We start from the raw sequence: 24,308 nt of genomic DNA, 5'->3' as shown, positions 1-24,308 counted from the left end.
GGCGGGCCTACGCGCCCGGTCCGCGCTCCTCGACCCCGTGGGGAGCGCCGTAGTCGGCCAGCAGGTCGAGGAAGGGGGCGGCGTCGAACGCCTCCGGGCCGAGCACGCCCGTCCCCTTCCAGGTCCCGTTCGCGAGCAGCTCGAGCGCGACGACCGGGTTGATCGCGGTCTGCCAGACGACCGCCTGGCTGCCGTACTCGCGCATCGTCGTCTCGTTGTCGGCGACGTGGTGGAGGTAGAGCTCGCGCGGTCTGCCGTCCTTCCCGGTCCCGCGCACCCACGTGCCGGCGCAGGTCTTGCCGGTCATCCGCTCGCCGAGCGTCGCCGGGTCGGGCAGCGCCGCGGCGACGACGTCGCGCGGGGCGACCTCGACGCCACGCACCCGCACCGGCTCGGTCGAGTCGAGCCCGAGCTTGTGGAGCGTTCTCAGCACGTCGATGAACTCGCGTCCGAGGCCGTACTTGAACGTCACGCGGCGGCAGTGGACCCAGCGCGGGATCAGCGCGACCTCCTCGTGCTCGACGTTGACGCACTCGACCGGGCCGATCCCGGCGGGGAAGTCGAACACCTCCGGCTCCGAGAACGGCGGCGTCGTGAACCAGCCGCGCTCGCGCTCCCAGATCAGCGGTGGGTTGAGGCACTCCTCGATCGTCGTCCAGATCGAGAAGGTCGGCGCGAACTCGTAGCCCTCGACGACGAGGTCGGCGCCGTCGCGGACGCCGATCTCGTCGATCTCGGAGAAGAGGTGGTCCTGGGCGTATCTGGCGAAGACGTCGGAGAGGCCGGGCTCGACGCCGATGCCGACCAGCGCCAGCAGGCCCGCCTCCTCCCACGCGGGCGCGGCGGCGAACTGCGCGTCGCCGAGCATCACGCCCGTCTCGCTGTAGGGGTGGGTCGGATGGCGCCGCGACAGCGTCATCGCCATGTCGAGATAGGTGACGCGCGCCGTGTGCGCGGCGTTGAAGATCGGCTCGTTGAAGCGCGGATCGCAGGCGTTGAGGATGGCGTCGGCTCTGCTCGCGTGCATCAGCGCGACGAGCGCCGCCTCGTCGGAGGCGTCGATCTGCGCGGCACTGAAGCGATCGGGCTCGCCGAGCCGGTCGGCGACCGTCTGGGCGCGCGCGCCGTCGACGTCGGCGAGGACCATGTGGGAGAAGAAGCCGCGGCGCTGCGCGATCGCCGCCGCCGCGGCGCCGACCCCGCCCGTGCCGATGATCAGGATGCGCATGGGGCCAGCCTACGCCAGCCCCGACGCACCGGATCCGAGGTCTTTGCGCGGCGCGGCGACGGGATAGGATCCACCGCCATGGAGCACGTCGGCTTCATCGGCCTCGGGATCATGGGTTCGCGGATGGCCGCGTGCGTCCGCCGCGCCGGCCATCCCGTGCTCGTCTGGAACCGCACCCGCGCGACGGCCGAGGCGTGGGCCGCCGAGCACGGCGGCGAGGTCGCCGACACGCCCGCCGACGTCGCGGTCCGCTGCGACGTCGTCGTCACGATCGTCGTCGACGGCGCCCAGGTCGAGCAGGTGATCTTCGGCCCCGGCGGGCTCGCCGAGGCGGCGCGCGAGGGCCTCCACTGCATCGACATGTCGACGATCGCGCCGGCCGAGGCGCGGGCGCTCGCGGAGCGGCTGGCGCAGCACGGCGCCCGCTTCCTCGACGCGCCCGTCACCGGCTCCGCGCCGAAGGCCGCCGACGGCACGCTGACGATCATGGTCGGCGGCGAGCCGGCCGACGTCGAGCGCGTGCGGCCGGTGCTCGACGCGATGGGCGAGACGATCGTCCACGTCGGACCGGTCGGCCACGGCCAGACCGTCAAGGTGCTGAGCAACGCGCTCGCCGCCGCGAACGTGACGGCGCTCGCGCAAGCGCTGCTGATCGGCAAGCGCGCCGGCGTCGACCTCGAGCGGATGGTCGAGGTGCTGCCGAGATCGGCCGGCGGCTCGCGGATGGTCGAGCTGAAGGCGCAGCCGATGCTCGACCACGACTTCGCGCCGCTGTTCAAGCTCGAGCACATGCTCAAGGACGCCGGCCTCGCGCTCGACGCCGCCCGCGAGCTCGGCGTCCCGTTCCCCGCCGCGGCGCAGGCGCGCGAGCTGCTGAGCGCCGGCGTCGGCCGCGGCCTCGGCGAGCAGGACTTCGCCGCGGTCGTCGAGGTGCTCGAGAGCCTCGCCGGCCTGCGGCTCGACGACTGAGCGGACCGGGCCGCGGCAACGCGCCCGCCGGCGCCGGCGCGCGGCGCTCCGTGCCGCCGGTGCCGCCCGCGCCGCCGCGCGGATTGGACGCCCGTCCGCCGCGATCGTTTGCTTAATTCGCGCGCCCCAGGCATGCTCCGATTGATGCAGATCGTCTCGCTGGTGCCTGAGGGGGCGCCCAGCTCGCTGTACCGCTCGTTCATCCCGATGCAGGCGCTGGCGATCAACGGCCATCGCGTCCACGTCGAGGAGCGCAACGCCGTCGGCGACCCGGGCCCCCTGCTCGACGTCGACGTCGTCCACTTCTTCCGCCTCTCGCACCAGCCGGCGCGCCGGCTCGCGAGACAGCTGCGCCAAGCGGGCGTCGGGATCGTCTACGACAACGACTTCGACCTGACCGCGGCGCCCTCCGGCCATCCGGTCGCCGCCGCGCTGAGAGGGCTCGGCGGCCAGCGCGCGATCGCCGACGAGCACGCGATGGTGCGGCTCGCCGACGTCGTCGTCGCGCCGACCGAGGAGCTCGCCGAGCGCTATCGCGCCGCCGGCGCCGCCGACGTGCAGGTCGTCGAGAACTTCCTGCCGCCGACCTTCACGCGCCCGCGCACGCTGCCGGGCAGAGGCGTCACGGTCGGGTGGGCGGCGATGGCCGAGCACCGCTGGGACTTCGACCGGCTCGGCATCCGCGACGCGCTCGTCAACCTGCTCGAGCGCCATCTCCATCTGCGCCTGCTGGCGATCGGCACCGACCTCGGGATCTCGAGCCCGCGCTACGAGTTCCTCGACTGGCAGGCCTACGACGACCTGCCCGGCCAGCTGGCGCGCTGCGACGTCGCGATCGCGCCGCTCGCCGACGTCTCGTTCAACCAGACGCGCTCGAACGTCAAGCTGAAGGAGTACGCGGCGCTCGGCATCCCGTGGCTCGCCTCGCCGGTCGGCGGCTACGCCTGGATGGGCGAGGCCGAGGGCGGCCGGCTGGTCGCCGACGGCGAGTGGTCCTCCGCGCTGCATGCGCTGGTCGTCGACGAGGAGGCGCGCCGGCGCCTGTCGGCGGCCGGCCGCAGATGGGCCGCCAAGGAGGTCGTGCTCGACCACGTCGGCGAGCTGGAGGCCGTGTTCGAGCACGCCGCCGCGGCCGGGCGCGCCGGCTGACGGTCGGGCGCCGGTCGGGCGCCCGGAGCTGCGGCCCGGCGGCGCGCCGCACGCCGGCTCAGAGGCCGTCGAGCAGCCTGGCCAGCCGCCGCATCACGACACCGGCGGCCTCGAGCTCTCGCTCGGAGAGGTCGTCGGTCGCGGCCTCCCAGCAGCCGCGCCAGCGGGCGCGCTTCTCGCGCAGCAGCGCACGCCCGGCCGGCGTGAGCGAGACGACGACCTGGCGGCGGTCCGACTGGCCGCGCCGGCGCTCGACCATCCCCGCCTGCTCGAGCTGGTCGAGCATCGCCGTGACGCTCGCGGGGGTGAGGTCGGCGGCCTTCGCGAGCTCGCCGGCGGTCGCCTGCTCGGCGTCGTCGAGCCGCGCGAGCGCGCGCACCTGGGCGTAGGAGAGCGCGCCGGGCCGTTGCGGGTCGCGGCTGCGCAGCCGCCGCTCGGCCGCGAGCAGCTCGCCGAAGGCGGCGCGCAGCTCGTCGGTCCGCTGCTCGCGCGCGGCCGCCTCCGCGCTCATGCCGCCTCGGCCTCCAGCTCCGCGAGCGCCTCCGGCGGGACCGGCGTCGCCGCGTCGCGCGCGCGGGCGCGCCGCTCGACGACGGTCAGCAGGATCGTCGGCGCGAGCGCGACGACCGTCACCAGCAGCACGAGCAGGTAGGTCGAGCCGAAGGCGTCGGCGACCGCCGCGGGGGTGGCGGAGGCGCCGCCGGCGTCGGCGATCCGGCTGCTGAGCGCGACCGAGAGGATCGCCGTGCCGACCGATCCGCCGACGCGCTGGACGACGTTCAGCTGCGGCGTCGCGTGGTTGATCTGGTCGGGCCGCAGGACCGCGAAGGCGGCGGTCATCGACGGCATCATCGACATGCCGATGCCGAAGCCGCGCAGCACCATCGCGACGCCGAGCAGCACGAACGAGGTCTCGGCGCCGATCAGCACGAACGGGACCGTGGTGACGATCGTGACGACGCCGCCGATCAGCGCGGTCATGCCGCCGCCGAGCCGCTCGGTCGCACGGCCCGAGAAGGCCATCGCGATCGCGGCGCCGAGCCCCTGCGGGATCAGCAGCAGGCCGGTCTGCACGGCGTCCTGGTCGCGCACCGTCTGGAAGTAGAGCGGCATCAGGATCATCGCGCCGAACAGCGCCGCGCCGAGGCAGAAGGTCGTCAGCGACGCGGCCGTGAACGCCTTGTTGGCGAACAGGCGCACGTCGAGCAGCGGTCTCGGGATCCGCAGCGCGCGCACGACGAAGGCGGCGATCAGGACGAGTCCGCCGAGCGCCGGGATCAGGACGCTGTCGTCGGTGAGGCTGCCGGCCGTGCCGCTCTCCGCGAGACCGTAGGTGACGCCGACGAGGCCGACCGCGACGAGCACGAGGCCGATCGCGTCGAGCCGGCCGGCGGCCGGGTCGCCGCTGTCGCCGGGCAGCAGCTTGACCGCGGCGGCGACCGCCGCGACGCCGACGGGAAGGTTGACGAAGAAGATCCACTCCCAACCGGCGTGCTCGATCAACAGGCCGCCGAGCGTGGGGCCGAAGACGGGGGCGAGGATGATCGGGACGCCGATCGCGCTCATGATGCGCGGCAGGTTTCTCGGGCCGGCGGCCTTGACGAGGATCATCTGGCCGATCGGCGCGAGCATGCCGCCGCCGAGCCCCTGCAGCACGCGGGCGGCGATCAGCGTCCCGGGCGACCAGGCGAGGCCGCACAGCAGCGAGCCGAGCGTGAAGAGGACGAGCGACGCGATGTAGAGCCGGCGCGCGCTGTAGCGGGTCGCCGCCCAGCCGGTGACGGGGATCACGGCGGCGAGCGCGAGCATGTAGCCGGTGACGACCCACTGGATCTCGTCCAGCGGGGCGCGCAGCTCCTGTGAGAGGTCCTCGAGCGCGACGTTGACGATCGTCGTGTCGAGGACCGACATGATCATGCCCAGGATCACGACGATCGCGATCGGCCAGACGTGCGAGGGCACGCCGCCGCGGGCGGGTGAGGCAGTATGAGATTCGGACATCGGGGCCTGACGCTAGGAATCTTTAGGTGCCGAAAGATTAGAACACGAACGATCTTTCGCCTGCTGTGACCTCCATCACACGGCGCTCGCGGACGCGCGCGCCGATCGTCGCGCTCGGCGCGCTGACCGCGTTCGGGCCGCTCTCGCTCGACATGTACCTGCCGGGGCTGCCGGAGCTCAGCCGCGACCTCGGCACCTCCGCGCCGATGACGCAGCTGACGCTGACGGCCTGCATGATCGGCCTCGCCGCGGGGCAGCTCCTGGCCGGGCCGCTCAGCGACGCGCGCGGCCGTCGCCGCCCGCTGCTGGCCGGACTGGCGCTGTACGCGCTCGTCTCCGCGCTGTGCGCGGTCGCGCCGTCGATCTGGACGCTGATCCCGCTGCGGCTGGTCCAGGGCGCCGCCGGCGCTGCCGGGATCGTGATCGCGCGCGCCGTCGTCCGCGACCTCCACGAGGGCGAGGCCGCGGCGCGGGCGTTCGCGCTGCTGACGCTCGTCAACGGCCTCTCGCCGATCGTCGCCCCGATCGCCGGCGGCCAGCTGCTCGGCGTCACCGACTGGCGCGGCGTCTTCTGGGCACTGGCGGCGGTCGGCGTCGTGCTGTTCCTCGTCGGCTGGCGCTGGGTGCCCGAGACGCTGCCGGCGCAGGCACGCCACCGCGGCGGCTTCGGCGCGACCATAGGCGTCTTCGGGCGTCTGCTGCGCGACCGCGTCTTCGTCGGCTACACGCTCGCGCAGGGGCTCGGCGCCGCGATGATGTTCTGCTACATCGCCGGCTCGCCCTTCGTCCTGCAGGACATCCACGGGCTGTCGGCGCAGGCGTTCAGCGTCGCCTTCGCCGTCAACGCCCTCGGGATCGTCCTGCTCGCGCAGCTCAGCGGACGGCTGGCGGGAGCGGTCGCTCCGCGGCGGCTGCTCGCCGCGGGGCTGTGGCTCGGCGTCGCCGGCGCCGCCGGCCTGCTCGCCGCGGTCGTGCTCGGCGGCGGCCTCGTCGCGATCCTGCCGTCGTTCTTCGCGATCGTCTCCAGCTACGGCCTCGTCGCGCCGAACGCGACGGCGCTGGCGCTCGCCGGCGACCCGAGCACGGCGGGCAGCGCCGCGGCGCTGCTGGGCCTCTCGCAGTTCGCACTCGGCGGGGCGTTCGCGCCGCTGGCGGGGATCGGCGGCGCGGAGACGGCGCTGCCGCTCGCGCTCGTGATCGCCGGATTGGGCGCGGCGTCGGTCGCGGCCTTCGCGCTGCTGGCGCGGCCGGACGGGCGCGGGGGATCGCTCAGCAGGTCCCGCTGAGCAGGTCGGGGCCGGGCGGGCCCGGCTCCAGCGGGGCGGCGCCGTCGGCCCGCAGACCGTCGAGCACGACGCCGAGGTAGCGGCGCCACAGCTCCGGCTGGCTGGTGCGGAAGCGCTCCATCGTCGTCCCGATCGCGGAGGCGAGCACCGGGATGTCCTCGGCGGTGACGTCGCGGCGCAGGACGCCGGCGTCGCGGCCGCGTCTGAGGATCTCCTCGACGCCGCGCAGCAGCTCGTCCTGCAGCTCCTGGATGCGCGGGTCGCCGAGCAGCTCGGGCTTCGTCGCCTGGCCGAGGCAGCGGTCGGAGGAGGTCTGCTCGACGATCCGGGTCATCAGCGTCGTGAACGCCTCCCACGGATCGGGCTCGGCGAGCGCGGCCTGGAGGTTCTCGCTCATCCCGGCGGCGCGCTCGAGCACGACCGCGACCTCCAGCTCGAGCTTCGTCGGGAAGTGGCGGAAGAGCGTCCCGGTGCCGACGCCGGCGCGTCTGGCGATCGCCGCCACGCCGACGTCGAAGCCCTCCTCGGCGAAGGCCGCGGAGGCGGCGGCGAGGACGCGCTCGCGGTTGCGTCGCGCGTCGGCCCGCAGCGTCCGCTGCGCCTCGCCGCCTCGTGTGGTGTCGACCGTCGCCATCGCGTCTCGCTTCGACGATACCGAGGTCCGCTCCTCCGTCGCCGCCGTCAGTGCGCCATCTGGACCTGCCCGGCCTCGGCCGCGTTGATCGACGCGACGTCCCTTCTGCGGATCAGCAGGACGATCGCGGCGGCGCCGGCGGCGATGAAGACCGCGCCGATCAGGAAGGCGAGGTGGTAGCCGTCGACGAGCGCGCCGACCGGGTTGGAGCCGTCCGCGATCAGGCCGTCGGTCCGCGACGCGGCGAGCGTCGAGAGGATCGAGAGGCCGAGCGCGCCGCCGATCTGCTGGGAGGTGTTGAAGAGGCCGGAGGCGAGCCCGGCGTCCTCGGCCTCGACGTTCGTCGTCGCCAGCAGCGTCAGCGGGACGAACGTGTTGCCCATGCCGATCGACATCACGATCACGGCCGGCAGCAGCTCGGCGGCGTAGGAGCCCTCCGGCGTGATCCGCGTCATCAGCAGCAGGCCGATCGCGGCCAGCGTGAGGCCGCCAAGGATCTGCAGCCGCACGCCGATCCGCGGGATCAGCTGCTGGGCCATCACCGAGCCGGCGATGATGCCGACGGTGAACGGCAGGAAGGCGAGGCCGGCCTTCAGCGGCGAGTAGCCCATCACCTCCTGGACGTAGATCGTCGCGAAGAAGAACATCGCGAACATGCCGCCGGCGACGACGAGCATCACGCCGTTGGAGGTCGAGAGCGAGCGGATCTTGAAGATCCCGAGCCGCACGAGCGGGTCGCGATGGCGGGTCTCTATCGCGATGAAGGCGATCAGCAGCACGATGCCCAGCGCGCCGAAGCCGAGCGTCGCGCTCGAGCCCCAGCTCTCCTCGCCGGCCTTGACGATCGCGTAGACGAGCGACACGAGGCCGCCGGTGACGAGCAGCGCGCCGACGAGGTCGAAGCTCTGGCCGTCGCTCTCGCCCTTGGACTCGGGGATCAGTCTGAGCGAGAAGAGGAAGGCGGCGATGCCGATCGGGACGTTGACGATGAAGATCCACTCCCACGACAGCGACTCGGTCAGGAAGCCGCCGAGCAGCAGGCCGAAGGCCGAGCCGGAGGCGGCGATCGCGCCCCAGACGGCGAGCGCCTTCGTGCGCTCGGCGCCGTCGGCGAAGGTGGTCATGATGATCGAGAGCGCGGCGGGGGAGACGAGCGCGGCGCCGAGGCCCTGGAGGGCGCGGAAGGCGATCAGCGTCCCCTGCGACTGCGCCAGCCCGCACAGCATCGACGCGATGCTGAAGAGGACGACGCCGGCGAGGAAGACGCGCTTGCGCCCGAAGAGGTCGGCGGCGCGGCCGCCGAGCAGCAGGAAGCCGCCGAAGAGCAGCGTGTAGGAGTTGATGATCCAGGCGAGGTTGCCCGGGCTGAAGTTCAGGTCCGACTGGATCGACGGCAGCGCGACGTTCACGATCGTCGCGTCGAGCACGACCATGAACTGGGCGAGGCAGACGAGCACGAGCACGACCCAGCGGTTCGTCTCCGTGCTCGAGGCCTGCGCGGATGCGGCTGGGGCCTGTGTTGACATGCGGTCTTCTTCCGTCCCTTGATGTAACCGGAGTGGTTGATCCGGTTGCGCAAGGTAGCACAAGGGGAGCGGCCGCTCCGGTTAGCGTTCTGTGAAGATCGCCGCGCTCGGGCGGCCGCGTCGGACGGCCGCGTTCGGCGCATCGCGGCGCCGCGGCCGGGGCAGACTCCCGCCATGAGCCGATCGCACGAAGGAAGCCGATCGCGTCGGTCACGGCGAGGCGTCGCTCGGCGACGCGCAGTCGAGCAACCCGCCGGACGACGACGACATGATCACCGCCGACGCGCCGCCGCTCGACAGCGACGTCGACTACGAGGGCGAGGGCACCCCGCCGCCCGAGGAGCGCGACAACGAGGACCCGGCGCCGAACGCGCCGTAGCCGCCCCGCGCGTGGGGAGGAGTGGCGCTTTGGGGGTGCATATCACCCCCAGGGCGCCATTGGTCCGGGTCGGGCGCGTCAGGCGACCAGGAGCGCGGCGCCGATCGCGCCGCCGAGGTCGCCGAGCGCCGCCAGCCGCACGTCCGGCGGGCGGTCGTCGTTGAAGAGGTGGGGCATCATCGCGTCGGCGATCCGCGCGCGGTACTCCTCGCCCAGCCGCAGCCCGAGGCCGCCGCCGATGATCACGACCTGCACGTCGAGCAGGTTGACCGCGGAGGCGACGCCGGTGCCGAGCGCCTCGACCGCCTCGTCGACCAGCTCGATCGCGAGCTTGTCGCCGTGCGCGAGCGCGCGCGCCCAGATGCCGCTCGTCAGCCGCGGTCTGTCGTGCTTCCTCATCAGGTGGAAGAGGTCGGTCTTCTCACCCTCCTGGTGGCGCCTGCGGGCGCGTGCCTCCATCGCGCCGCGCCCCGCGTACGCCTCCAGGCAGCCGCGGCGGCCGCACGGGCATCTCGCGCCGCCCTGCTTGACGACCATGTGGCCGATCTCGCCGGCGGCGCCCTCGCCGTCCCACGTCCTGCCCTCCAGCACGACGCCGCCGCCGACGCCGGTGCCCCAGAAGACGCCGAGCAGCGAGCGCGCGTCCCTGCCGGCGCCGAGCGCGACCTCCGCGTCGGTCGCGACCGAGACGTCGTTGCCGAGTCTCACCGGCACGCCCTCCAGCGCGTCGGTCAGGGCGGCCGCGAGCGGGAAGACGCCCTCCCAGTCGGGCAGGTTGCGGGCCTGGCCGACCGAGCCGGCGCTTGCGTCGATCGCGCCGGGCGAGCCGACGCCGACGCCGGTCAGCTCGCGCGGCTCGACGCCGGCCTCGGCCGCCGCGTCGCGCAGGGCGGCCGCCATCGCCTCGGCGACGTCCTGCGGCCCGCCCTTCAGCGGCGTCGCGCGGCGCGCCTGTCCGAGGACCCGGTTGTCCTCGTCGACGACGACCGTCTGGATCTTCGTCCCGCCGAGGTCGATCCCGCCGCGTGCTGACATGGGGCCAGCATAGTCGGCGATCCTGCGCGCCAAACACGCAGGAGTCCGCGGCGCCGGCGGCCGAGGGGCCGGGCTCTTGGGCCGCCGGCCGCCTGGCGAACGGTCTGTCACACGCGCACTTGTCGTGCGATTGAGTCGGATGAGATGGACGACGCCCGCACCGACGAGGAGCTGCTGCGCGCGACCGCCGGCGAGCCGCGCGCCTTCGAGCTGTTCTACCTCCGCTACGCCGAGGCGGTGCTCGCCTACTTCGCGGTCCGCACGCGCCAGCCGGAGGCAGCGGCCGACCTCGCCGCCGAGACGTTCGCGGCCGCGCTGCGCGGCAGCCGCCGCTACCGGCCGAGCGAGGCGCCGGCGGCGGCGTGGCTGTTCGCGATCGCCCGCAACAAGCTCGCCGACGCCGCCCGACGCGGGGTCGTCGCCGATCGCGCCCGGCGCCGGCTCCGGATGCAGCCGCTGCAGGTGACCGACGACGACCTCGAGCGGGTCGAGACGCTCGCCGACCTCGCCGCCGGCGGGCGCAGGCCGCTGCTGCGGCTGCTCGACGGGCTGCCGGCGGCGCAGCGGGAGGCGGTCGTCGCGCGGATCCTCGACGAGCGCGACTATCCCGAGATCGCGCGCGAGCTGAGCTGCTCTGAGGCGGTCGTGCGCCAGCGCGTCAGCCGCGGCCTCGCGACGCTGCGCGCCCACTTGGAGGAGGAAGCATGAGCGACCTGATCCCGCGCCTCGGCAGCGAGCTGCGTGACGCCGCCGAGCGGCAGACGGCGCGCCGCGGCCTGCGACGCCTCCTCCCGAGCGGAGGTCGGCCTGAACGGCGCGGCGGGCGCGGTCCGATCGCGTGGCTGCGGCGCCGCTCCGGGCGCACGCTGCTGCTGGCCGGCGGCGTCACGGTCGCGCTGGCCGGCGTCGGCGGCGCGGCCGGGCTGCTCGCCGGGCGCGGTGAGGTCGGCGGCCCGCCGACGCTGACGTACGTGCGGCTGACCGCGGAGCAGCGCGCCGCCGGGCTGCGCGAGACGACCAGACCGGTCGTGATCGGACGCGGCCGCCAGCCGCACAGCGGCTGGAGCTGGCAGCTGATCGCCTTCCAGACGACGAGCGGGCTGTGCGTCGCGATCGACTTCCCGGCGATCGCCAACATCGGCGGCGGCTGCGCGGTCGACGTGCCGCGCGAGGGGCGGGCGATCGACTGGCAGGGCTATCTCGACCGGCTCGGCGGTCGCGGTCCCTCGACGTTGCTCGGCGCGGTCTCGCCGGCTGCCGCGCGCGTCACGCTGGCGCACGGTCACGGCGAGCGGCGGGTCGCCGAGCCGGCGCGGATCGTGCGCATGCACGACCGTCGGCTCCTCGACGCGATCGGCGTCGAGCGGCCGTTCGCGCTCTGGGTCGGCGAGGTGACGGAGGCCAACCCGATGGCGCGCGCGGTCGCCTTCGACGGTGCCGGCCGCGAGCTGGGCGCCGTCGGGATCCCCAACGGCGGCGCCGGCAGCGCCGGCTTCCTGCCGCGCGGCTGCGAGCCGCCCGGGATCGACGACGTGACGCTGTCAGACGCCGCGCTGCCGTTCCCGCCGGCGATTCGCGAGGGGTACGGCGCCCTGCGGCGCGCCCAGCGGCCCGACGACCGGCCGGCGTGGCTGGTCCGGCGGCTGCTCGGCAGAGGCGATCCCCGCGGGCGCTTCGCGCGGCCGTTCCTGATGCCGTACCGCGGCGAGATCGACCTCGGCGCGCTGCGCCGGACCGGGACCGCGCCCGACGGCCGGCCGCTCTTCCTCGTCACGATGCGGCGGCAGCTGCCGAAGCCTCCGGACGGCTGCCTGCGGTCGACGACCCCGCGCCTGCGACGCGAGGCGGCGCGGCTCGAGCGGGTGCGGCGGCGGGTGGCGAGAGAGGTCCACGTGATGCTCGTCGACTCGCGGCTCGCGATCTACGGCGGCATCACATCCGACCGCGTCCGCGGCGGGTGGGGCTCCCGCAGCGCCGGTCGCAGACGCGGCTGGTCGCTCGTCCACGGCATCGTGCCCGACGCGGCTGCGACGGTCGAGCTGGCCTTCGCCGACGGCCTGCGGCGGACCGTGACCGTGCGCGGCAACCTCGCGGCCGTCTCGGTCCCGCGCGGCGCCGGCCGCGTCCGGGTCGTCGGCGAGACCTGGCGCGACAGGGCTGGGCGCGTCGTGTGGCGCGGGCGGCGGTGAGGCGCCTGGTGCACGACGCCGCCGTGCGCGGCGCGTTGCGCGGGCGGCGGTGAGGCGCCTGGTGCACGACGCCGCCGTGCGCGGCGCGTTGCGCGGGCGGCGGTGAGGCGCCTGGCGCGCGGCGCCGCTGGGGACGCTGACAGCGCCGGGACGGGGCCAGGCGACGCCCCGGCGGGGGCGGTGTGGTGAACGTCGAGGCGCCGCGGCTACGGCTGCACGACGATCCAGCGGAAGCGGGCGCCCGGCTCGCCGGCGACGACGAAGCGGCCGGTGCGGGTCGCGCGGACGTTGGTCGGGCGCAGGGAGCGGCGGCGTGGGTCGGCGTACTGCACCAGCACGACGCTCGTCGTGCGGACGCGCCGGTCGACGACGGTCGCGAGGCCCTTGCGGCCGAAGCGGCGCGCCTTCGCGCCGGCGACCGCGCCGGCCGGTCCGGGCTCACCCGGCGGTCCGGTCGCGCCCCGCTCGCCCGGCGGTCCGGTCGCGCCCCGCTCGCCCGGCGCGCCGTCCGCGCCGGGCGGTCCCTGGAGGCCCCGCGGGCCTTCCGGCCCGTCCGCGCCGACCGCGCCGCGCGGGCCCTCGGGACCGACCGGCCCGTCCGCGCCGTCCGCGCCGGGCGGGCCCGGGGGACCGACCGGCCCGACCGCGCCGTCCGCGCCCTGGGGACCGACTGGACCGACCGGGCCCTGGGGACCGACTGGACCGACCGGGCCCTGGGGACCGGCGGGACCGGAGGCGCCGGCCGCCAGCAGGTTCCAGCTCGTCCCCTCGGCCGGCTCGACGTTCGTGCTCGGCGCCGTCGCGATCCACGACGAGCCGTTGGCGAAGACGGTGTCGCCGGTCGCGTATGCGGTCAGCGCGTTCCACGTGCCGCGCCAGACGATCAGGGCTGCGGCGCAGCGCGGCGAGGCGGCCGTCGCCTCGGCATCCGCGCCGGTGAGGCGCCACGTCAGCGGGCCGGCGTCGACGTCGTGGGAGACGCTGAACACCCTGCGCCGGACGCCGGGCTGGAACTCGATCGGCTGGCCGGGGCGGAAGTTCGGCGCCTGCAGGAAGTAGTTCGGCACCCCGACGTCGACGGTCACGGTCGTGGGATCGCTGTTCGCGTAGGCGAACCAGACGTTCTCGTTCGCGCCCGCGGTCAGCTCCACGCAGTCGACGAACGGGACGAGGTCTGCCCGCGCGGCCGACGGGGCGAGGGCGAGCGCCGCGCAGGCGGCGGCTCCGGCGATCCAACGGCGCATCCGTGCGTCCCTCCGTAGCTTCGAGCGATCTGCCGGGGCGCGACCGCCGCCGGACCGAGGGGCGTCAGACTAGCTGGCGCGTGGGCCGGCGGGAGCCAGCGCCCCCCGCTCGGCGACCGGTCGGTCGGCGCGCCTGCGGCCGCGGCGTGCGGCGCGCACCGCTCAGCGCGCGGGATCGCCGAGCTGCCGCTCGGCCCACTGCTCGACCAGGCGGCGCTGGACGTCGGTGAGCTGGAGCTCGCGGCCCTGCTCGAGCGCTCGCGCCGCCTGCGGCAGCGTCATCCCGACGCCGGTCAGGACGCTCCCGACGAGCGGCGGCACGTCGGTGCCGCAGAGCCCGGTGGTGCACGCAGGATCGTTGCCCATGCAACCGATCGTAGCGCGATGGCGAAGCGGCCTCGGATCATTGGCGGTTCGTACAGGAACAACCTGTACAAACCGCCAGAGAGCGCGGACGCGCCAGGGTGTCGGGCGCGGGCGGCGGCGGATCAGCGGGGCGGGGCGGGGGCGTCGGCGCCGCGGTCGCCGTCTTCGGCGTCGGCGATCGCCTCCTGGGCGGCCTGCAGCGCGCCCTCCTGCTTCAGCACGAGCCAGGAGAGCCACATGCCGACGGCGAACAGCGGCAGGCCCATCGCGACGCGCGCGACGCCGAGCGCGACGACGGCGCCCGCGAGGTACATCGGCAGCTGGACGGCCAGCCGGGCGGCGAAGACGAAGACCCAGATCCACGTCACGTGCGAGTAGATCCGCACCTTCGCCGGGTCTCTGCGCCATGCCGTGCCGGTCTGCGAGACGAGCCCGAGCGCGACGCCGGCGATCGGCCAGCGCAGGAAGATCGAGCCGGCGAGGCCGATCACGTAGGCGCCGCTGAGCAGCAGCCCGGGGAGGAAGAAGTCCTCGGCCTTGCCGGTGCGGGAGACGATGAAGGCGGCGATCGCGATCCCGAACAGGCCCGACAGCGCGAACTGGACCGTCTGGCGCCGCGCGAGGCGGGCGATCGCGAGCACGACGCCGATCGCGACGGCGACCATCGCCGCCTGCGTCGGCTCCAGCCCGCCGACGGTGTAGGCGATCACGAACGCGGCCGCCGGCAGCGCCGACTCGACGATCCCGAGCGGGCCGCCGAGCGCCTCGGCGAAGGCGGCGCCGGCCGTCGGCGCGCGGGTCGCGGCGGCGACCGAGTCGCGGCGCGGGTCGTGGAGCTGCTGCTCGCTCATCCCGTCAATGGTGACGGAGTCGGGACGGTCGCTGCGTCGCCGTGTCGGCGATCAGGCGGCGACCATGACCGGCGTGCCGATCGCGACGCGCTCGTAGAGGTCGATCACGTCGGCCGGCGCCATGCGGACGCAGCCGTGCGAGGCGGCGCTGCCGATCGAGCCGACGTCGGCGGTGCCGTGGAAGCCGACGGCGCCGTCGAAGCCGATCCAGCGCTCCTTCAGCGGGTTGTCGGGCGCGCCGCCGGGGATCACCTGACCGGCGAGGTCGCCGGCCCACTCGGAGTTCGGCACGTTCCAGGGCGGATCGACCTGCATCGTCTGGACGGCGAACTGGCCCTCGGGCGTCGGGTACTCGGCCGAGCCGACCGCGACGTTGTAGGTCTTCGTCAGCTCGCCTCTCACGAAGACGCGGACGGTCGTCGACGACTTCGACACGGTCACGACCGTCGGGGTCGCCTCCCACACCTGGTCGGTCGTCTTCTCCGGTCTCACGACGGTGACGGCGGCGGCGAATCTGCGTTCGCCGCGGGGCTTGCGGAGCGCGCGCACGAGCTGGCGGCGCAGTCTTCTCGGGTCGGCGAGCCTGGCGCCGTCCTGCGATCTCGTGACGGTGACGCTGTCGAGCGAGATCGCCAGCGCCGCGTCGACGGCCGGTCTGTCGACCTGCTTGGCGATCCGGTCGACGAAGGCGCCGACCGCCTTCTCCTTGACGGCGACCTTCAGCGTCTCGTTGCCGTCGACCTCGCCGCCGGTCAGCTCGCGCCAGCCGCGGGTGAGGAAGTTGCCCTCCTCGCCGCGGGCGAGGGCGCGCTCGATCGCCGCGTCGAAGGAGATCGCGACGCCCGCCCTCGCTGCGGAGAGCTCGACGGTTCTGCCGTCGACCTCGACCTGGACCGGGCGCTGGGCCGGTCTGCCGATCGCGCGGTCGAGCGTTCTGCGCGCCTCCGCGGCGGACATGCCGCCGACGTGGACGCCGCCGATCGTGACGCCGTTCGGGATGCGGTCGCTGGCCGCGTTGGCGTTCCAGCCGAGGAAGCCGACCGCGGCGGCCAGCAGCAGCACGATCGCGCCCGCGATGATCAGGAGCGTCCGTGCTCGAGACGTGTGAGAGCGCGTTGGCACGAGTCCAAGAAGGTAGACGACGCGGCGGCGCGAGTTGAAAGATCGCGTTCAACGATCCTCACCAATGTCAGCGTCTTGACCACGAGGGGAGGAGACGGCGAGGCGCCGCGCGCGCCGCGCCGACGGCGCCGCGAGGCCGCCGGGCAGCCGCTATCGTCGCCGCGGATGCCCGTCCCGTCGCAGGATCAGCGCGCCGCCGCGCCGCTCGCCGAGCTGACGACGCTCGGCCTCGGCGGCCCGCCGCGGCGGCTGGTCGAAGCCGCCTCCGAGCAGGAGCTGATCGCCGCGGTGCGCGAGCTCGACGCCGCCGGCGAGCCGCTGCTCGTGCTGGCCGGCGGCAGCAACGTCGTGATCGCCGACGACGGCTTCGACGGCACGGTCGTGCTCGTCCGCACGCGCGGGATCGAGCGCGACGGCGACAGCCTGCTCGTGCAGGCCGGCGAGCGGTGGGACGACGTCGTCGCGGAAGCCGGCGCGCAGGCGCTCGCCGGGATCGAGGCGCTGTCCGGGATCCCCGGCTCGACCGGCGCGACGCCGATCCAGAACGTCGGCGCCTACGGCCAGGACGTCAGCCAGACGGTCGCCTCCGTCCGGGTGCTCGACCGCCGCAGCGGCGCCGTCGAGGAGCTCGACGCCGCCGCCTGCGCCTTCACCTACCGCCACTCCGCCTTCAAGGGCAGCGACGAGCGGATCGTGCTGTCGGTCCGCTTCGACCTCGACGCCGCCCCGGACGGCCTCGGCCGGCCAGTCGCCTACGCCGAGCTGGCGCGGACGCTCGGCGTCGAGGTCGGCGAGCGCGCGCCGCTGCGGGAGGTGCGCGAGGCGGTCCTCCGCCTGCGCCGCGGCAAGGGGATGGTCGTCGACCCGAGCGACCCCGACTCGGTCAGCGCCGGCTCCTTCTTCACCAACCCGATCCTCGACGCGCCGGCGTTCGCGGCGCTGCGGGCGCGCGCGGCCGCCGACGGCGCCGGCGACCCGCCGGCCTTCCCGGAGCCCGACGGCCGCGTCAAGACCTCGGCGGCGTGGCTGATCCAGCGGGCCGGCTTCGAGCGCGGCCACGGCGACGGCCGGATCGGGATCTCCGCCAAGCACACGCTCGCGCTCGTCAACCGCGGCGGCGGCACGACCGCCGAGCTGGTCGCGCTCGCGCGCGAGATCGCCGCCGGCGTGCAGGCGGCCTTCGGCGTCGCGCTCGTGCCCGAGCCGGTCTTCATCGGCCACCGCTGGTAGGGGCCGCGCCGGCCCGCCGCAGCTCGGCGCTCGCGGCGTCGCGCAGCGCGAGCGCGCCGTGGCGGGCGGCACGCTGCACCACCTGCTCGAGATGGTCGGCCGCCTGGTCTCGCTCGCCCGCCGCCGCCAGCGCGCGGCCGTGCAGGAGCGTCGCCTCCAGCTCCTGCGCGAGCAGCCCGTGGCCGGCCGCGATCCGCACGGCGCCGGCGGCGACGCGGCGCGCCTCGGCGGTCGCGCCGCCCGCCAGCAGCACCTCCGCGGCGGCGCGCTCGGCGCGCACCGAAGTCGCGGGCAGGTCGCCGCTGGCCGCCGCCGCGACCGCCCGCTCGGCCCACCGCTGCGCCTCGTCGTGGCGTCCGAGCGCGAGCGCGGCGCGGGTCGCCGCGAGCAGCGGCACCGACAGCGCCGTGCGGTCGAGCCGCCGCAGCTCCTCTCCGCCGATCCGCGTGAGCGCCGCGAGCAGCCGCTCCGGGTCGTCGCCGTGGAGCAGCAGCGCGTTGCCGACGCGGCTGGCTGCGGTCGCGCCGTGCGGCTGGTGGAGGCGCAGCAGCGCGTCGCTGTCGCGCGCGGCCTCGCGGGCGGCGTCGCGCTCGCCGCGCGCGGCGAGCGCCTGCGCCCGCAGCGCGAGCGCGAACGCCAGCTCGTAGGAGAGATCCTGCAGCCGCGCGACCTCCTCGGCGGCGTCGGCGTGCTCCTGCGCGGCGTCGAGCTCCAGCAGCGGCAGCTCGGCGATCGTCAGCAGCAGGTGGACGTGGAAGACGAGATGGCTCTGGAGCGACTCGCGCGCGAGCCGCATCCCGCGCCGCAGCACCGGCGCCGCCTCCGCGCTGCGCTCGACCCGCGCGAGGTTGCCGCCGACCGTCCAGGCGGCGTCGACGTGCGCCGCCAGCTCGCCGTCGCCGACCGCCCGCAGGCGCCGCTCGGCCTGCGTCATCAGGCCCTGGTCGGGCTCGCCGCGAAGCGTGCGGCCGAGCGCCTGCTCCGACTCGACGGCCGCGCGCAGCGGCTCCATGTCGCGGCCTTCCAGCTCGCGGGCGGCGCGATCGGCCCAGTCGACGATGCCGTCGGGGTCGTCGGCGAAGGCGGCGACCTCGGAGCGGTAGTGGAGCAGCCGCGGCCGGGCGGCCGGCGGCGCCTCCTCCAGGGCGGCGTCGAGCCGCACGGCGGCGGTGCCGAAGGCGCCGAGCAAGACGTCGGCGACGGTGACGGCGGCGAGCAGCGCCGCGCGCCGCTCGGCGGCGTTGGGCGCCAGCAGCGCGAGGCAGTCGTCGAAGGCCGCGCGGCTCTCGTCGAGGCGGCCGGCGGCGCCGAGCGCGAGCGCCAGCGGCGCGAGCAGCTGCGCCCGCCGTGCCGGCTCGGCGTCGCGCAGCAGCGCGAGCGCCGCGGCGTACCAGTGCGCGGCTACCGACGGCGAGGCGTCGAGCGACGCCTGCGCCGCCTCGACGAAGAGCGCGACCGCCTGCTCGTCGCCGGGGCCGGCGAGGTGGCGGACGTGGTGGGCGCGCAGCGCCGGCGAGGCGCCGCCGGCGGCGAGCGCGGCGGCGGCGCGGCGGTGGGCGTCGCGCCGCCAGCCGCGCGGCGTCGCGTCGACGACGATCTGGTGGACGAGCGTGTGGCGGAAGCCGAACAGGTCGTCGCCCTCGCGCCGCACGACCTCGCCGGCGACGAGCGTCTCCAGCGCCGCGCGCGCCTCGGCCTCGGTCAGCTCGGCGGCGGCCGCCGCCACGGCAGGGTCGAACGGGTCGCCGGCGATCGCGGCGCCGTCGAGCAGCGCTCTCGTCCGCGGCCCGAGCACCTCCAGCTCCCGCGCGAGCGACTCCGAGACGGCGTCGGGCGCCGGCTCGTGGTGGGCGGCGGCGAGCATGCAGCCGCGCCTCAGCTCGCGCAGGAACAGCGGGCGGCCATCGGACTCGCGCAGGACGCGCTCGCGGACGGCCGGCTCCAGCCCGGAGCCGAGCACCGCCTTCGCGGCGGCGCGGCCGAGCGGCGCGGGGCGCAGCTCCCGCCAGCCGTCGGTGGCGCGCCCGGCGTCGAGCAGCCTCGCGCCGCCGCGCGACGGGCGCAGCGCGAACAGCAGCAGGAACGGGACCGGCGGCGGGCGGCGCATCAGGTGCAGGAGCAGCTCGATCGTGCCCTCGTCGGCCCACTGCACGTCGTCGAGCACGAGCGCCAGCGGCCGCTCGGCGCCGAGCCGCTCCAGCAGCTTGCGCACCGCGGCGTGCAGGCGGAAGCGCTCGGCCGGGCCGCCGGTCGGCGGCGCGGGCGCGCCGTCGTCGCGCGCCGCCGGCAGGATCGCGCCCAGCTCCGGCGGCAGCGCCGCCAGCTCGCGGCGGCCGAGCGCGGCGGCGGGCCGGTCGAGGGCGGTGACGACGAGCCCGAACGCGACCTCGCGCAGATGCTCGCCGGCGCGGCCGCGCAGCACGGTGAAGCCGCTCGCCGACGCAAGCGCCGCGCCGGCCTCCAGCAGCGCGCTCTTGCCGATCCCGGACTCGCCGCTGACGGCGAGCATCCGCCGCTCGCCGGCGCCGGCGCTCGCGACCGCCTGCTCGATCGCGCCCAGCTCGCCATCGCGTCCGTGCAGCCTCACGACCCGAAGGGTAGATCGCCCGGAGCGCGGTGCGTTCGGGCGGGCGAACGGTTGCGCGCCGGCCCGGCGCGCCGGCGCGATCTCGCGTCGCCGGGCGGCCACGGGAGCGACCTCAGTCGACCAGCCGCACGAGCATCTTGCCGGTGTTGGCGCCGGCGAGCAGGTCGCAGAAGGCCCGCGGCGCGTTCTCCAGCCCCTCGACGACCGTCTCGTGGTATCTGAGCGAGCCGTCGGCGAGCCATCTGCCGGCCTGCTCGAAGAATCTCCGCTTCAGGTGGGCGTGGTCGGAGACGAGCATGCCGCGGATCGTCCCGCGCGTCTGTATCAGGCGGAAGAGGTTGCGCGGGCCGGGCGGCAGTCTCGTCGCGTTGTACTGCGAGATCGCGCCGCAGATCGCGATCCGGCCGTGGACGCGCAGCGCGCCGATCGCGGCTTCGAGCTGCTCGCCGCCGACGTTGTCGAAGTAGACGTCGATCCCGTCGGCGGCGACGTCGTGGAGCTGGTCCTCCAGCTCGCCCTGCCTGTAGTCGATCGCGGCGTCGAAGCCGAGCTCCTCGACGACGTGGATGCACTTCTCGGGTCCGCCGGCGCTGCCGATCACGCGCGCGGCGCCGAGCTTGCGCGCGAACTGGCCGGCGGCGCTGCCGACCGCGCCGGCGGCCGCCGAGATCAGCACGACGTCGCCCGCTCTCACCGGCGCGACCTCGACCAGCCCGGCGTAGGCGGTCAGCCCCGGCATGCCAAGGATCCCGAGGTACGCCTGCTCGGGCACGCGCGAGATGTCGAGCCGTTGCGCGGCGTCGTGTCTGACGAGCGCCATGTCGCGCCAGCCGAGGCCGTGGAGCACGACGTCGCCGGGGTCGAAGCGGCCGCTGCCGCACTTGCAGACGACGCCGACCGCGCCGCCCTCCAGCGGCGCGCCGACCTGGTACGGCGCGACGTACGATCTCGCGCCGCTCATCCGCCCGCGCATGTACGGGTCGACGCTCATCCAGTGGTTGCGGACGAGGATCTCGTCGGGCCCCGGGTCGGGGAGCTGGACCTCCTCGAGCGCGAAGGTGTCGGCGTCGGGGACGCCATGCGGGCGCTGCGCCAGATGGATCTCGCGGCTCACATGGCCCATCTCTCGCGTTCCTCCTCGGTCGGTTCCTCCTTCGAGCATAGGAACCTCGGTCGTCGCCGCCCTGCCGAGGGGGCGAGACGACCGGACCTCACGCCCGCAGGCGCCGGTGCTCGACCTCGCCGCCGCGCGCGATCAACACGTCGGCGACGAGCGACGGCGGGAAGAGGCCGTGCGCGACGACGCCGGGCGTCGCGTCGAGGCCGGCGGCGAGCGCGGCCGGGTCGGCGAGCGGGCCGTCGGGCTCGTGCAGGTCGGCGATCAGGCCGCCGTCGGGCGACGGCTGGGCCGGCTCGCGCAGCCGCGCGCCGGGCAGCCGGCGCAGCGTCGACTCCAGCCCGAAGGCAAGCAGCTCAAGCGGGACCGGCGGCCGCAGCGCCTCGACCGGCTTGTCGGAGGAGACGATCACGACGAACCGCCGCGCCGCCGCCGCGACGAGCCGCTCGCGCGTGTGGGCGCCGCCGCCGCCCTTGACGAGCCAGCCGTCGGGCGCGACCTGGTCGGCGCCGTCGATCGCGAGGTCGAGCGCCGGCAGCGCGAACGGCTCGACCGCCAGCCCCAGCGCGCGCGCCGCCGCCTCGGTCCGCGGCGAGGTCGAGACGTAGCGGACGCCGCGCAGGTCGCGCGCGGCGAGCGCCGGCAGCAGCTGCGCGACCGTCGTGCCGGTCCCCAGGCCGACCGTCATCCCGTCCTGCACCAGCGTCGCCGCCGCCTCCGCCGCGACCCGCTTCTCGGCTTCGATCACGGCCGGCATGCTACGGCGCCGGCTCCGTGCCGGCGGCTCGCAGCGGTTATCGGGCCGCTCGGCTCCTCGTTCACGAGCGCACTCTACGCCGCCGGCAGGCGGCAGCGGGCGGGAAGCCGCTGTCGGGGTCGGACCGCCGGTGCGCCTGCGCGCTCGCTACGTTGCCGGCCATGAACGTCACCACCCGCCACAACCCGAGCTTCGCAGTCGCGCGCGTGCAGCTCTCGGGCAACGAGTCGATCAAGGCCGAGTCCGGCGCGATGATGGCCCACTCGGCCGGGGTCGCGATCGAGGCGAAGATGCAGGGCGGCCTGATGAAGGGCCTCAAGCGCAGCATGCTCGGCGGCGAGTCGCTGTTCGTGACGACCTTCCACGCGCCGGCCGAGGGCGGCTGGGTCGACGTCGCCGCCAACCTGCCCGGCGACGTCACGACGATCGAGCTGAACGGCGGCGCGCTCAACGTCTCGCGCGGCAACTGGCTGGCGTCGGCGGCGACGATCGAGCTCGACACGAAGTGGGGCGGCTTCAAGAACCTGATGGGCGGCGAGGGCGGCTTCCTCGTCCACGCGACCGGGACGGGGACGGTCGTCGTCTCCTGCTACGGCGCGCTCGACACCGTCGAGCTGGCGGCCGGCGAGTCGGTCGTGATCGACTCCGGCCACGTCGTCGCGTTCGACCCGACGGTCCAGTTCACGACCCGCAAGGTGACGAAGGGGATGATGGCGACGCTGAAGTCCGGCGAGGGCCTCGTGATGGAGTTCAGCGGCCCCGGACGGGTCCTGACCCAGTCGCGCGACCCCAGCGCGCTGATCTCCTGGCTGACGACGTCGCTGCCGTTCAGCCGCGCGTAGCCGACGCGGCCGCCGCGAGCAGCCGCACCCCGCCGGGCCCGGCCTCGAAGCGCAGGTGCGAGAGGTCGGGGACGGCGGCGTCGGCGTCGAGCTCGTCGAGGTGGTGGGTGCCGTCGACGGCGAGCGTCGCGCAGCCGGCGGCGCGGGCGCCGGTCAGGCCGGCCGGCGCGTCCTCGACGACGAGGCAGCGCGACGGGTCGAGCCCGAGCGCCGCGGCGCCGGCGAGGAACGGGTCGGGCGCCGGCTTGCCGCGCGTGACGTCGTCGAAGGTGACGACCGCGGAGGGCAGCGTCAGCCTCGCGGCGCCGGCGCGCGCGGCGGCGAGCACGCGGGTGCAGGAGGTGACGAGGGCGGCGGTCCCGTGCGGCAGCGCGGCCAGCGCCTCGTGGCTGCCGGGGCGCGCGACGACGCCGTCGGTGTCGGTCTCCTCGTAGCGGACGATCCGCGCCAGCGCCGCCTCGACCCGCGGCGCGGGCAGGAGGCGGGCGACGATCTCGGCGGCCGGCATGCCGTGGCTGCCCTGCAGCTGGAACAGGTCGATCCGCTCCTCGGCCGCCCAGCGGCCCCACGCCCGCTCCAGCGCGATGCGCGAGTCGATCAGCGTGCCGTCGAGGTCGAAGAGGATCCCGTCGAAGGTGTGGCCGGCGAACGCCTCGGCCGGGTGCGGGGCGGCCATCAGGCGGCCGCCTGCGCGTCGCCGGCACCGGACGCGGTCGCGGCCGCTGCCGTGCGGGCGGCGATGCGGTCGTCGCCGGGCGCCTTCGCCGGATCGACCGGCCCGTCGAGGCCGGCCAGCTCCGCGAGCAGCTCGTACGAGCGCACGCGCGCGGCGTGGTCGTGGATCGCCGAGACGACCATCAGCTCGTCGGCGCCGGTCTCGGCGACGAGCGCGTCGAGGCCGGCGCGGACCGTCTCCGGCGCGCCGACGACGGCATAGCGGAGCATGTGCGACGCCTGCGCCTTCTCGACCGGGCTCCAATACGCCTCGATGTCGTCGATCGGCGCCTTGTAGCGGCCAGGGCGGCCGCGGCGCAGGTCGGCGAAGCCCTGCTGGATCGTCGTGAAGAGGCGGCGGGCCTCGGCGTCGCTCTCGGCGACGACGACGTTGACGCCGATCATCGCGTGCGGTCTGGCGAGCTGCTCGGAGGGCGCGAACCGCTCGCGGTAGAGCCGCAGCGCCTCGTGCAGCGCATCGGGCGCGAAGTGGGAGGCGAAGGCGTAGGGGAGGCCGAGCAGCGCGGCGAGCTGGGCGCCGAAGGTGCTCGACCCAAGGATCCAGACCGGCACCTCGCTGCCGCCGCCGGGGACGGCCTGGACAGGCTGGCCGGGCTCGACCGGGCCGAGGAAGGCGCGCAGCTCCTGGACCTCGCGCGGGAAGTCGTCGGCGCGCGAGGGGTCGCGGCGCAGCGCCTGGACGGTCAGCTGGTCGGTGCCGGGCGCGCGGCCGAGACCGAGGTCGATGCGGCCGGGATAGAGCGCGTCGAGCGTGCCGAACTGCTCGGCGACGGTCAGCGGCGCGTGGTTGGGCAGCATGATCCCGCCGGCGCCGACGCGGATCGTCTCGGTGCCGGCGGCGAGGTGGCCGATCACGACCGCGGTCGCGGCGCTCGCGATGCCCGGCATGTTGTGGTGCTCGGCGACCCAGTAGCGGGTGTAGCCGAGCCGCTCGGCGTGGCGCGCGAGGTCGAGGCTGCGCTGCAGCGCCTCGCCCGGCGACCCGTCGTCGGTGACGGGGACGAGGTCGAGGACGGAGACGGGAGGGAGGACGCGTTGTTCGGCGGACATCGAAGTTCCAT

Annotated in this window: 22 protein-coding genes; 7 read left to right on the top strand and 15 right to left on the bottom strand. The window is 75.3% G+C overall.

Annotated features, from left to right (window positions below; all coding sequences use genetic code 11):
- Window positions 1-7 precede the first annotated feature (7 nt).
- Complete coding sequence (locus BDZ31_RS15385; RefSeq protein ID WP_183343226.1) at window positions 8-1,228, bottom strand: saccharopine dehydrogenase family protein; 1,221 nt, start codon at window positions 1,226-1,228, stop codon at window positions 8-10.
- Between the two features lie 78 nt (window positions 1,229-1,306).
- Between BDZ31_RS15385 and BDZ31_RS15380 the strand changes: the two genes are divergently transcribed.
- A complete protein-coding gene (locus BDZ31_RS15380) occupies window positions 1,307-2,197 on the top strand; it encodes an NAD(P)-dependent oxidoreductase (RefSeq protein WP_183343225.1) in 891 nt (296 codons plus the stop codon).
- Between the two features lie 144 nt (window positions 2,198-2,341).
- Entirely contained in the window at window positions 2,342-3,346 is a 1,005-nt protein-coding gene (locus BDZ31_RS15375; protein WP_183343224.1) for a glycosyltransferase, read from the top strand.
- Window positions 3,347-3,404: 58 nt separating this feature from the next.
- Here the strand turns inward: BDZ31_RS15375 and BDZ31_RS15370 are convergent, their stop codons facing one another.
- Complete coding sequence (locus BDZ31_RS15370; RefSeq protein ID WP_183343223.1) at window positions 3,405-3,857, bottom strand: MarR family winged helix-turn-helix transcriptional regulator; 453 nt, start codon at window positions 3,855-3,857, stop codon at window positions 3,405-3,407.
- Entirely contained in the window at window positions 3,854-5,347 is a 1,494-nt protein-coding gene (locus BDZ31_RS15365; protein WP_183343222.1) for a DHA2 family efflux MFS transporter permease subunit, read from the bottom strand. The genes BDZ31_RS15370 and BDZ31_RS15365 overlap by 4 nt, the downstream gene beginning before the upstream one ends.
- A 65-nt stretch (window positions 5,348-5,412) precedes the next feature.
- On the opposite strand from BDZ31_RS15365, the gene BDZ31_RS15360 reads away from it, so the two are divergent.
- Entirely contained in the window at window positions 5,413-6,633 is a 1,221-nt protein-coding gene (locus BDZ31_RS15360; protein ID WP_183343221.1) for a Bcr/CflA family efflux MFS transporter, read from the top strand.
- On the opposite strand, the gene BDZ31_RS15355 is transcribed toward BDZ31_RS15360, so the two are convergent.
- The 3 genes from BDZ31_RS15355 to BDZ31_RS15345 all read right to left on the bottom strand — a co-directional run bounded on the left by BDZ31_RS15355 (window position 6,617) and on the right by BDZ31_RS15345 (window position 10,207).
- The gene (locus BDZ31_RS15355) at window positions 6,617-7,267 is read right to left on the bottom strand and encodes a TetR/AcrR family transcriptional regulator (RefSeq protein ID WP_183343220.1); all 651 of its coding nucleotides are present in this window, start codon (window positions 7,265-7,267) and stop codon (window positions 6,617-6,619) included. The genes BDZ31_RS15360 and BDZ31_RS15355 overlap by 17 nt on opposite strands.
- A 47-nt stretch (window positions 7,268-7,314) precedes the next feature.
- Complete coding sequence (locus BDZ31_RS15350) at window positions 7,315-8,793, bottom strand: MFS transporter (RefSeq protein ID WP_183343219.1); 1,479 nt, start codon at window positions 8,791-8,793, stop codon at window positions 7,315-7,317.
- Window positions 8,794-9,250: 457 nt separating this feature from the next.
- Complete coding sequence (locus tag BDZ31_RS15345; protein ID WP_183343218.1) at window positions 9,251-10,207, bottom strand: ROK family protein; 957 nt, start codon at window positions 10,205-10,207, stop codon at window positions 9,251-9,253.
- 144 nt (window positions 10,208-10,351) lie between these two features.
- On the opposite strand from BDZ31_RS15345, the gene BDZ31_RS15340 reads away from it, so the two are divergent.
- Both BDZ31_RS15340 and BDZ31_RS15335 read left to right on the top strand, forming a co-directional pair.
- The gene (locus BDZ31_RS15340) at window positions 10,352-10,915 is read left to right on the top strand and encodes an RNA polymerase sigma factor (protein ID WP_183343217.1); all 564 of its coding nucleotides are present in this window, start codon (window positions 10,352-10,354) and stop codon (window positions 10,913-10,915) included.
- Window positions 10,912-12,396, top strand: a complete 1,485-nt coding sequence (locus BDZ31_RS15335) for a hypothetical protein (RefSeq protein WP_183343216.1) — start codon at window positions 10,912-10,914, stop codon at window positions 12,394-12,396. The genes BDZ31_RS15340 and BDZ31_RS15335 overlap by 4 nt, the downstream gene beginning before the upstream one ends.
- 206 nt (window positions 12,397-12,602) lie before the next feature.
- Here the strand turns inward: BDZ31_RS15335 and BDZ31_RS25560 are convergent, their stop codons facing one another.
- The 4 genes from BDZ31_RS25560 to BDZ31_RS15315 all read right to left on the bottom strand — a co-directional run bounded on the left by BDZ31_RS25560 (window position 12,603) and on the right by BDZ31_RS15315 (window position 15,979).
- Window positions 12,603-13,640 (bottom strand): collagen-like protein, encoded by a 1,038-nt coding sequence (locus BDZ31_RS25560; RefSeq protein WP_183343215.1) that lies wholly within the window; start codon window positions 13,638-13,640, stop codon window positions 12,603-12,605.
- A 162-nt stretch (window positions 13,641-13,802) separates the two neighbouring features.
- Entirely contained in the window at window positions 13,803-14,006 is a 204-nt protein-coding gene (locus tag BDZ31_RS15325; protein WP_183343214.1) for a hypothetical protein, read from the bottom strand.
- A gap of 122 nt (window positions 14,007-14,128) precedes the next feature.
- On the bottom strand, window positions 14,129-14,857 hold the full coding sequence (locus BDZ31_RS15320; protein ID WP_183343213.1) for a DUF3159 domain-containing protein: 729 nt from the start codon (window positions 14,855-14,857) through the stop codon (window positions 14,129-14,131).
- Window positions 14,858-14,908: 51 nt separating this feature from the next.
- Window positions 14,909-15,979, bottom strand: a complete 1,071-nt coding sequence (locus BDZ31_RS15315; RefSeq protein ID WP_183343212.1) for a L,D-transpeptidase family protein — start codon at window positions 15,977-15,979, stop codon at window positions 14,909-14,911.
- Window positions 15,980-16,144: 165 nt separating this feature from the next.
- Here BDZ31_RS15315 and BDZ31_RS15310 point away from each other — a divergent pair, with 165 nt between their 5' ends.
- A complete protein-coding gene (locus BDZ31_RS15310) occupies window positions 16,145-17,209 on the top strand; it encodes a UDP-N-acetylmuramate dehydrogenase (protein ID WP_183343211.1) in 1,065 nt (354 codons plus the stop codon).
- Here the strand turns inward: BDZ31_RS15310 and BDZ31_RS15305 are convergent.
- From BDZ31_RS15305 to rpiA, 3 genes are all read right to left on the bottom strand, one after another.
- A complete protein-coding gene (locus BDZ31_RS15305) occupies window positions 17,190-19,796 on the bottom strand; it encodes an AAA family ATPase (protein ID WP_183343210.1) in 2,607 nt (868 codons plus the stop codon). The genes BDZ31_RS15310 and BDZ31_RS15305 overlap by 20 nt on opposite strands.
- Before the next feature lie 112 nt (window positions 19,797-19,908).
- The gene (locus BDZ31_RS15300; protein ID WP_183343209.1) at window positions 19,909-20,919 is read right to left on the bottom strand and encodes an NADP-dependent oxidoreductase; all 1,011 of its coding nucleotides are present in this window, start codon (window positions 20,917-20,919) and stop codon (window positions 19,909-19,911) included.
- An 88-nt stretch (window positions 20,920-21,007) separates the two neighbouring features.
- Entirely contained in the window at window positions 21,008-21,661 is a 654-nt protein-coding gene (gene rpiA, locus BDZ31_RS15295; RefSeq protein ID WP_183343208.1) for a ribose 5-phosphate isomerase A, read from the bottom strand.
- Between the two features lie 170 nt (window positions 21,662-21,831).
- On the opposite strand from rpiA, the gene BDZ31_RS15290 reads away from it, so the two are divergent.
- Complete coding sequence (locus BDZ31_RS15290) at window positions 21,832-22,512, top strand: TIGR00266 family protein (RefSeq protein ID WP_183343207.1); 681 nt, start codon at window positions 21,832-21,834, stop codon at window positions 22,510-22,512.
- Here BDZ31_RS15290 and BDZ31_RS15285 read toward each other — a convergent pair.
- Window positions 22,499-23,188, bottom strand: coding sequence for an HAD-IA family hydrolase (locus BDZ31_RS15285; RefSeq protein ID WP_183343206.1), 690 nt, complete (start codon window positions 23,186-23,188; stop codon window positions 22,499-22,501). The two genes, BDZ31_RS15290 and BDZ31_RS15285, sit on opposite strands and share 14 nt — an antisense overlap.
- The gene (locus BDZ31_RS15280) at window positions 23,188-24,297 is read right to left on the bottom strand and encodes an LLM class flavin-dependent oxidoreductase (RefSeq protein ID WP_183343205.1); all 1,110 of its coding nucleotides are present in this window, start codon (window positions 24,295-24,297) and stop codon (window positions 23,188-23,190) included. The genes BDZ31_RS15285 and BDZ31_RS15280 overlap by 1 nt, the downstream gene beginning before the upstream one ends.
- Window positions 24,298-24,308 lie beyond the last annotated feature (11 nt).

The organism is Conexibacter arvalis (assembly GCF_014199525.1).
In the GTDB taxonomy this organism is placed as follows: domain Bacteria; phylum Actinomycetota; class Thermoleophilia; order Solirubrobacterales; family Solirubrobacteraceae; genus Conexibacter; species Conexibacter arvalis.
Note: the sequence above shows the minus strand (reverse complement) of the source record. Positions and strands in the feature narration are given on the sequence as shown.

Coding starts and splice junctions, on each gene's coding strand:
- BDZ31_RS15280 (WP_183343205.1), bottom strand. CDS start 24,297: ATGTCCGCCGAACAACGCGTCCTCCCTCCCGTCTCCGTCCTCGACCTC.
- BDZ31_RS15285 (WP_183343206.1), bottom strand. CDS start 23,188: ATGGCCGCCCCGCACCCGGCCGAGGCGTTCGCCGGCCACACCTTCGAC.
- BDZ31_RS15335 (WP_183343216.1), top strand. CDS start 10,912: ATGAGCGACCTGATCCCGCGCCTCGGCAGCGAGCTGCGTGACGCCGCC.
- BDZ31_RS25560 (WP_183343215.1), bottom strand. CDS start 13,640: ATGCGCCGTTGGATCGCCGGAGCCGCCGCCTGCGCGGCGCTCGCCCTC.
- BDZ31_RS15290 (WP_183343207.1), top strand. CDS start 21,832: ATGAACGTCACCACCCGCCACAACCCGAGCTTCGCAGTCGCGCGCGTG.
- BDZ31_RS15375 (WP_183343224.1), top strand. CDS start 2,342: ATGCAGATCGTCTCGCTGGTGCCTGAGGGGGCGCCCAGCTCGCTGTAC.
- BDZ31_RS15320 (WP_183343213.1), bottom strand. CDS start 14,857: ATGAGCGAGCAGCAGCTCCACGACCCGCGCCGCGACTCGGTCGCCGCC.
- BDZ31_RS15350 (WP_183343219.1), bottom strand. CDS start 8,793: ATGTCAACACAGGCCCCAGCCGCATCCGCGCAGGCCTCGAGCACGGAG.
- BDZ31_RS15345 (WP_183343218.1), bottom strand. CDS start 10,207: ATGTCAGCACGCGGCGGGATCGACCTCGGCGGGACGAAGATCCAGACG.
- BDZ31_RS15355 (WP_183343220.1), bottom strand. CDS start 7,267: ATGGCGACGGTCGACACCACACGAGGCGGCGAGGCGCAGCGGACGCTG.
- BDZ31_RS15385 (WP_183343226.1), bottom strand. CDS start 1,228: ATGCGCATCCTGATCATCGGCACGGGCGGGGTCGGCGCCGCGGCGGCG.
- BDZ31_RS15310 (WP_183343211.1), top strand. CDS start 16,145: ATGCCCGTCCCGTCGCAGGATCAGCGCGCCGCCGCGCCGCTCGCCGAG.
- BDZ31_RS15365 (WP_183343222.1), bottom strand. CDS start 5,347: ATGTCCGAATCTCATACTGCCTCACCCGCCCGCGGCGGCGTGCCCTCG.
- BDZ31_RS15300 (WP_183343209.1), bottom strand. CDS start 20,919: ATGGGCCATGTGAGCCGCGAGATCCATCTGGCGCAGCGCCCGCATGGC.
- BDZ31_RS15325 (WP_183343214.1), bottom strand. CDS start 14,006: ATGGGCAACGATCCTGCGTGCACCACCGGGCTCTGCGGCACCGACGTG.
- BDZ31_RS15340 (WP_183343217.1), top strand. CDS start 10,352: ATGGACGACGCCCGCACCGACGAGGAGCTGCTGCGCGCGACCGCCGGC.
- BDZ31_RS15370 (WP_183343223.1), bottom strand. CDS start 3,857: ATGAGCGCGGAGGCGGCCGCGCGCGAGCAGCGGACCGACGAGCTGCGC.
- BDZ31_RS15380 (WP_183343225.1), top strand. CDS start 1,307: ATGGAGCACGTCGGCTTCATCGGCCTCGGGATCATGGGTTCGCGGATG.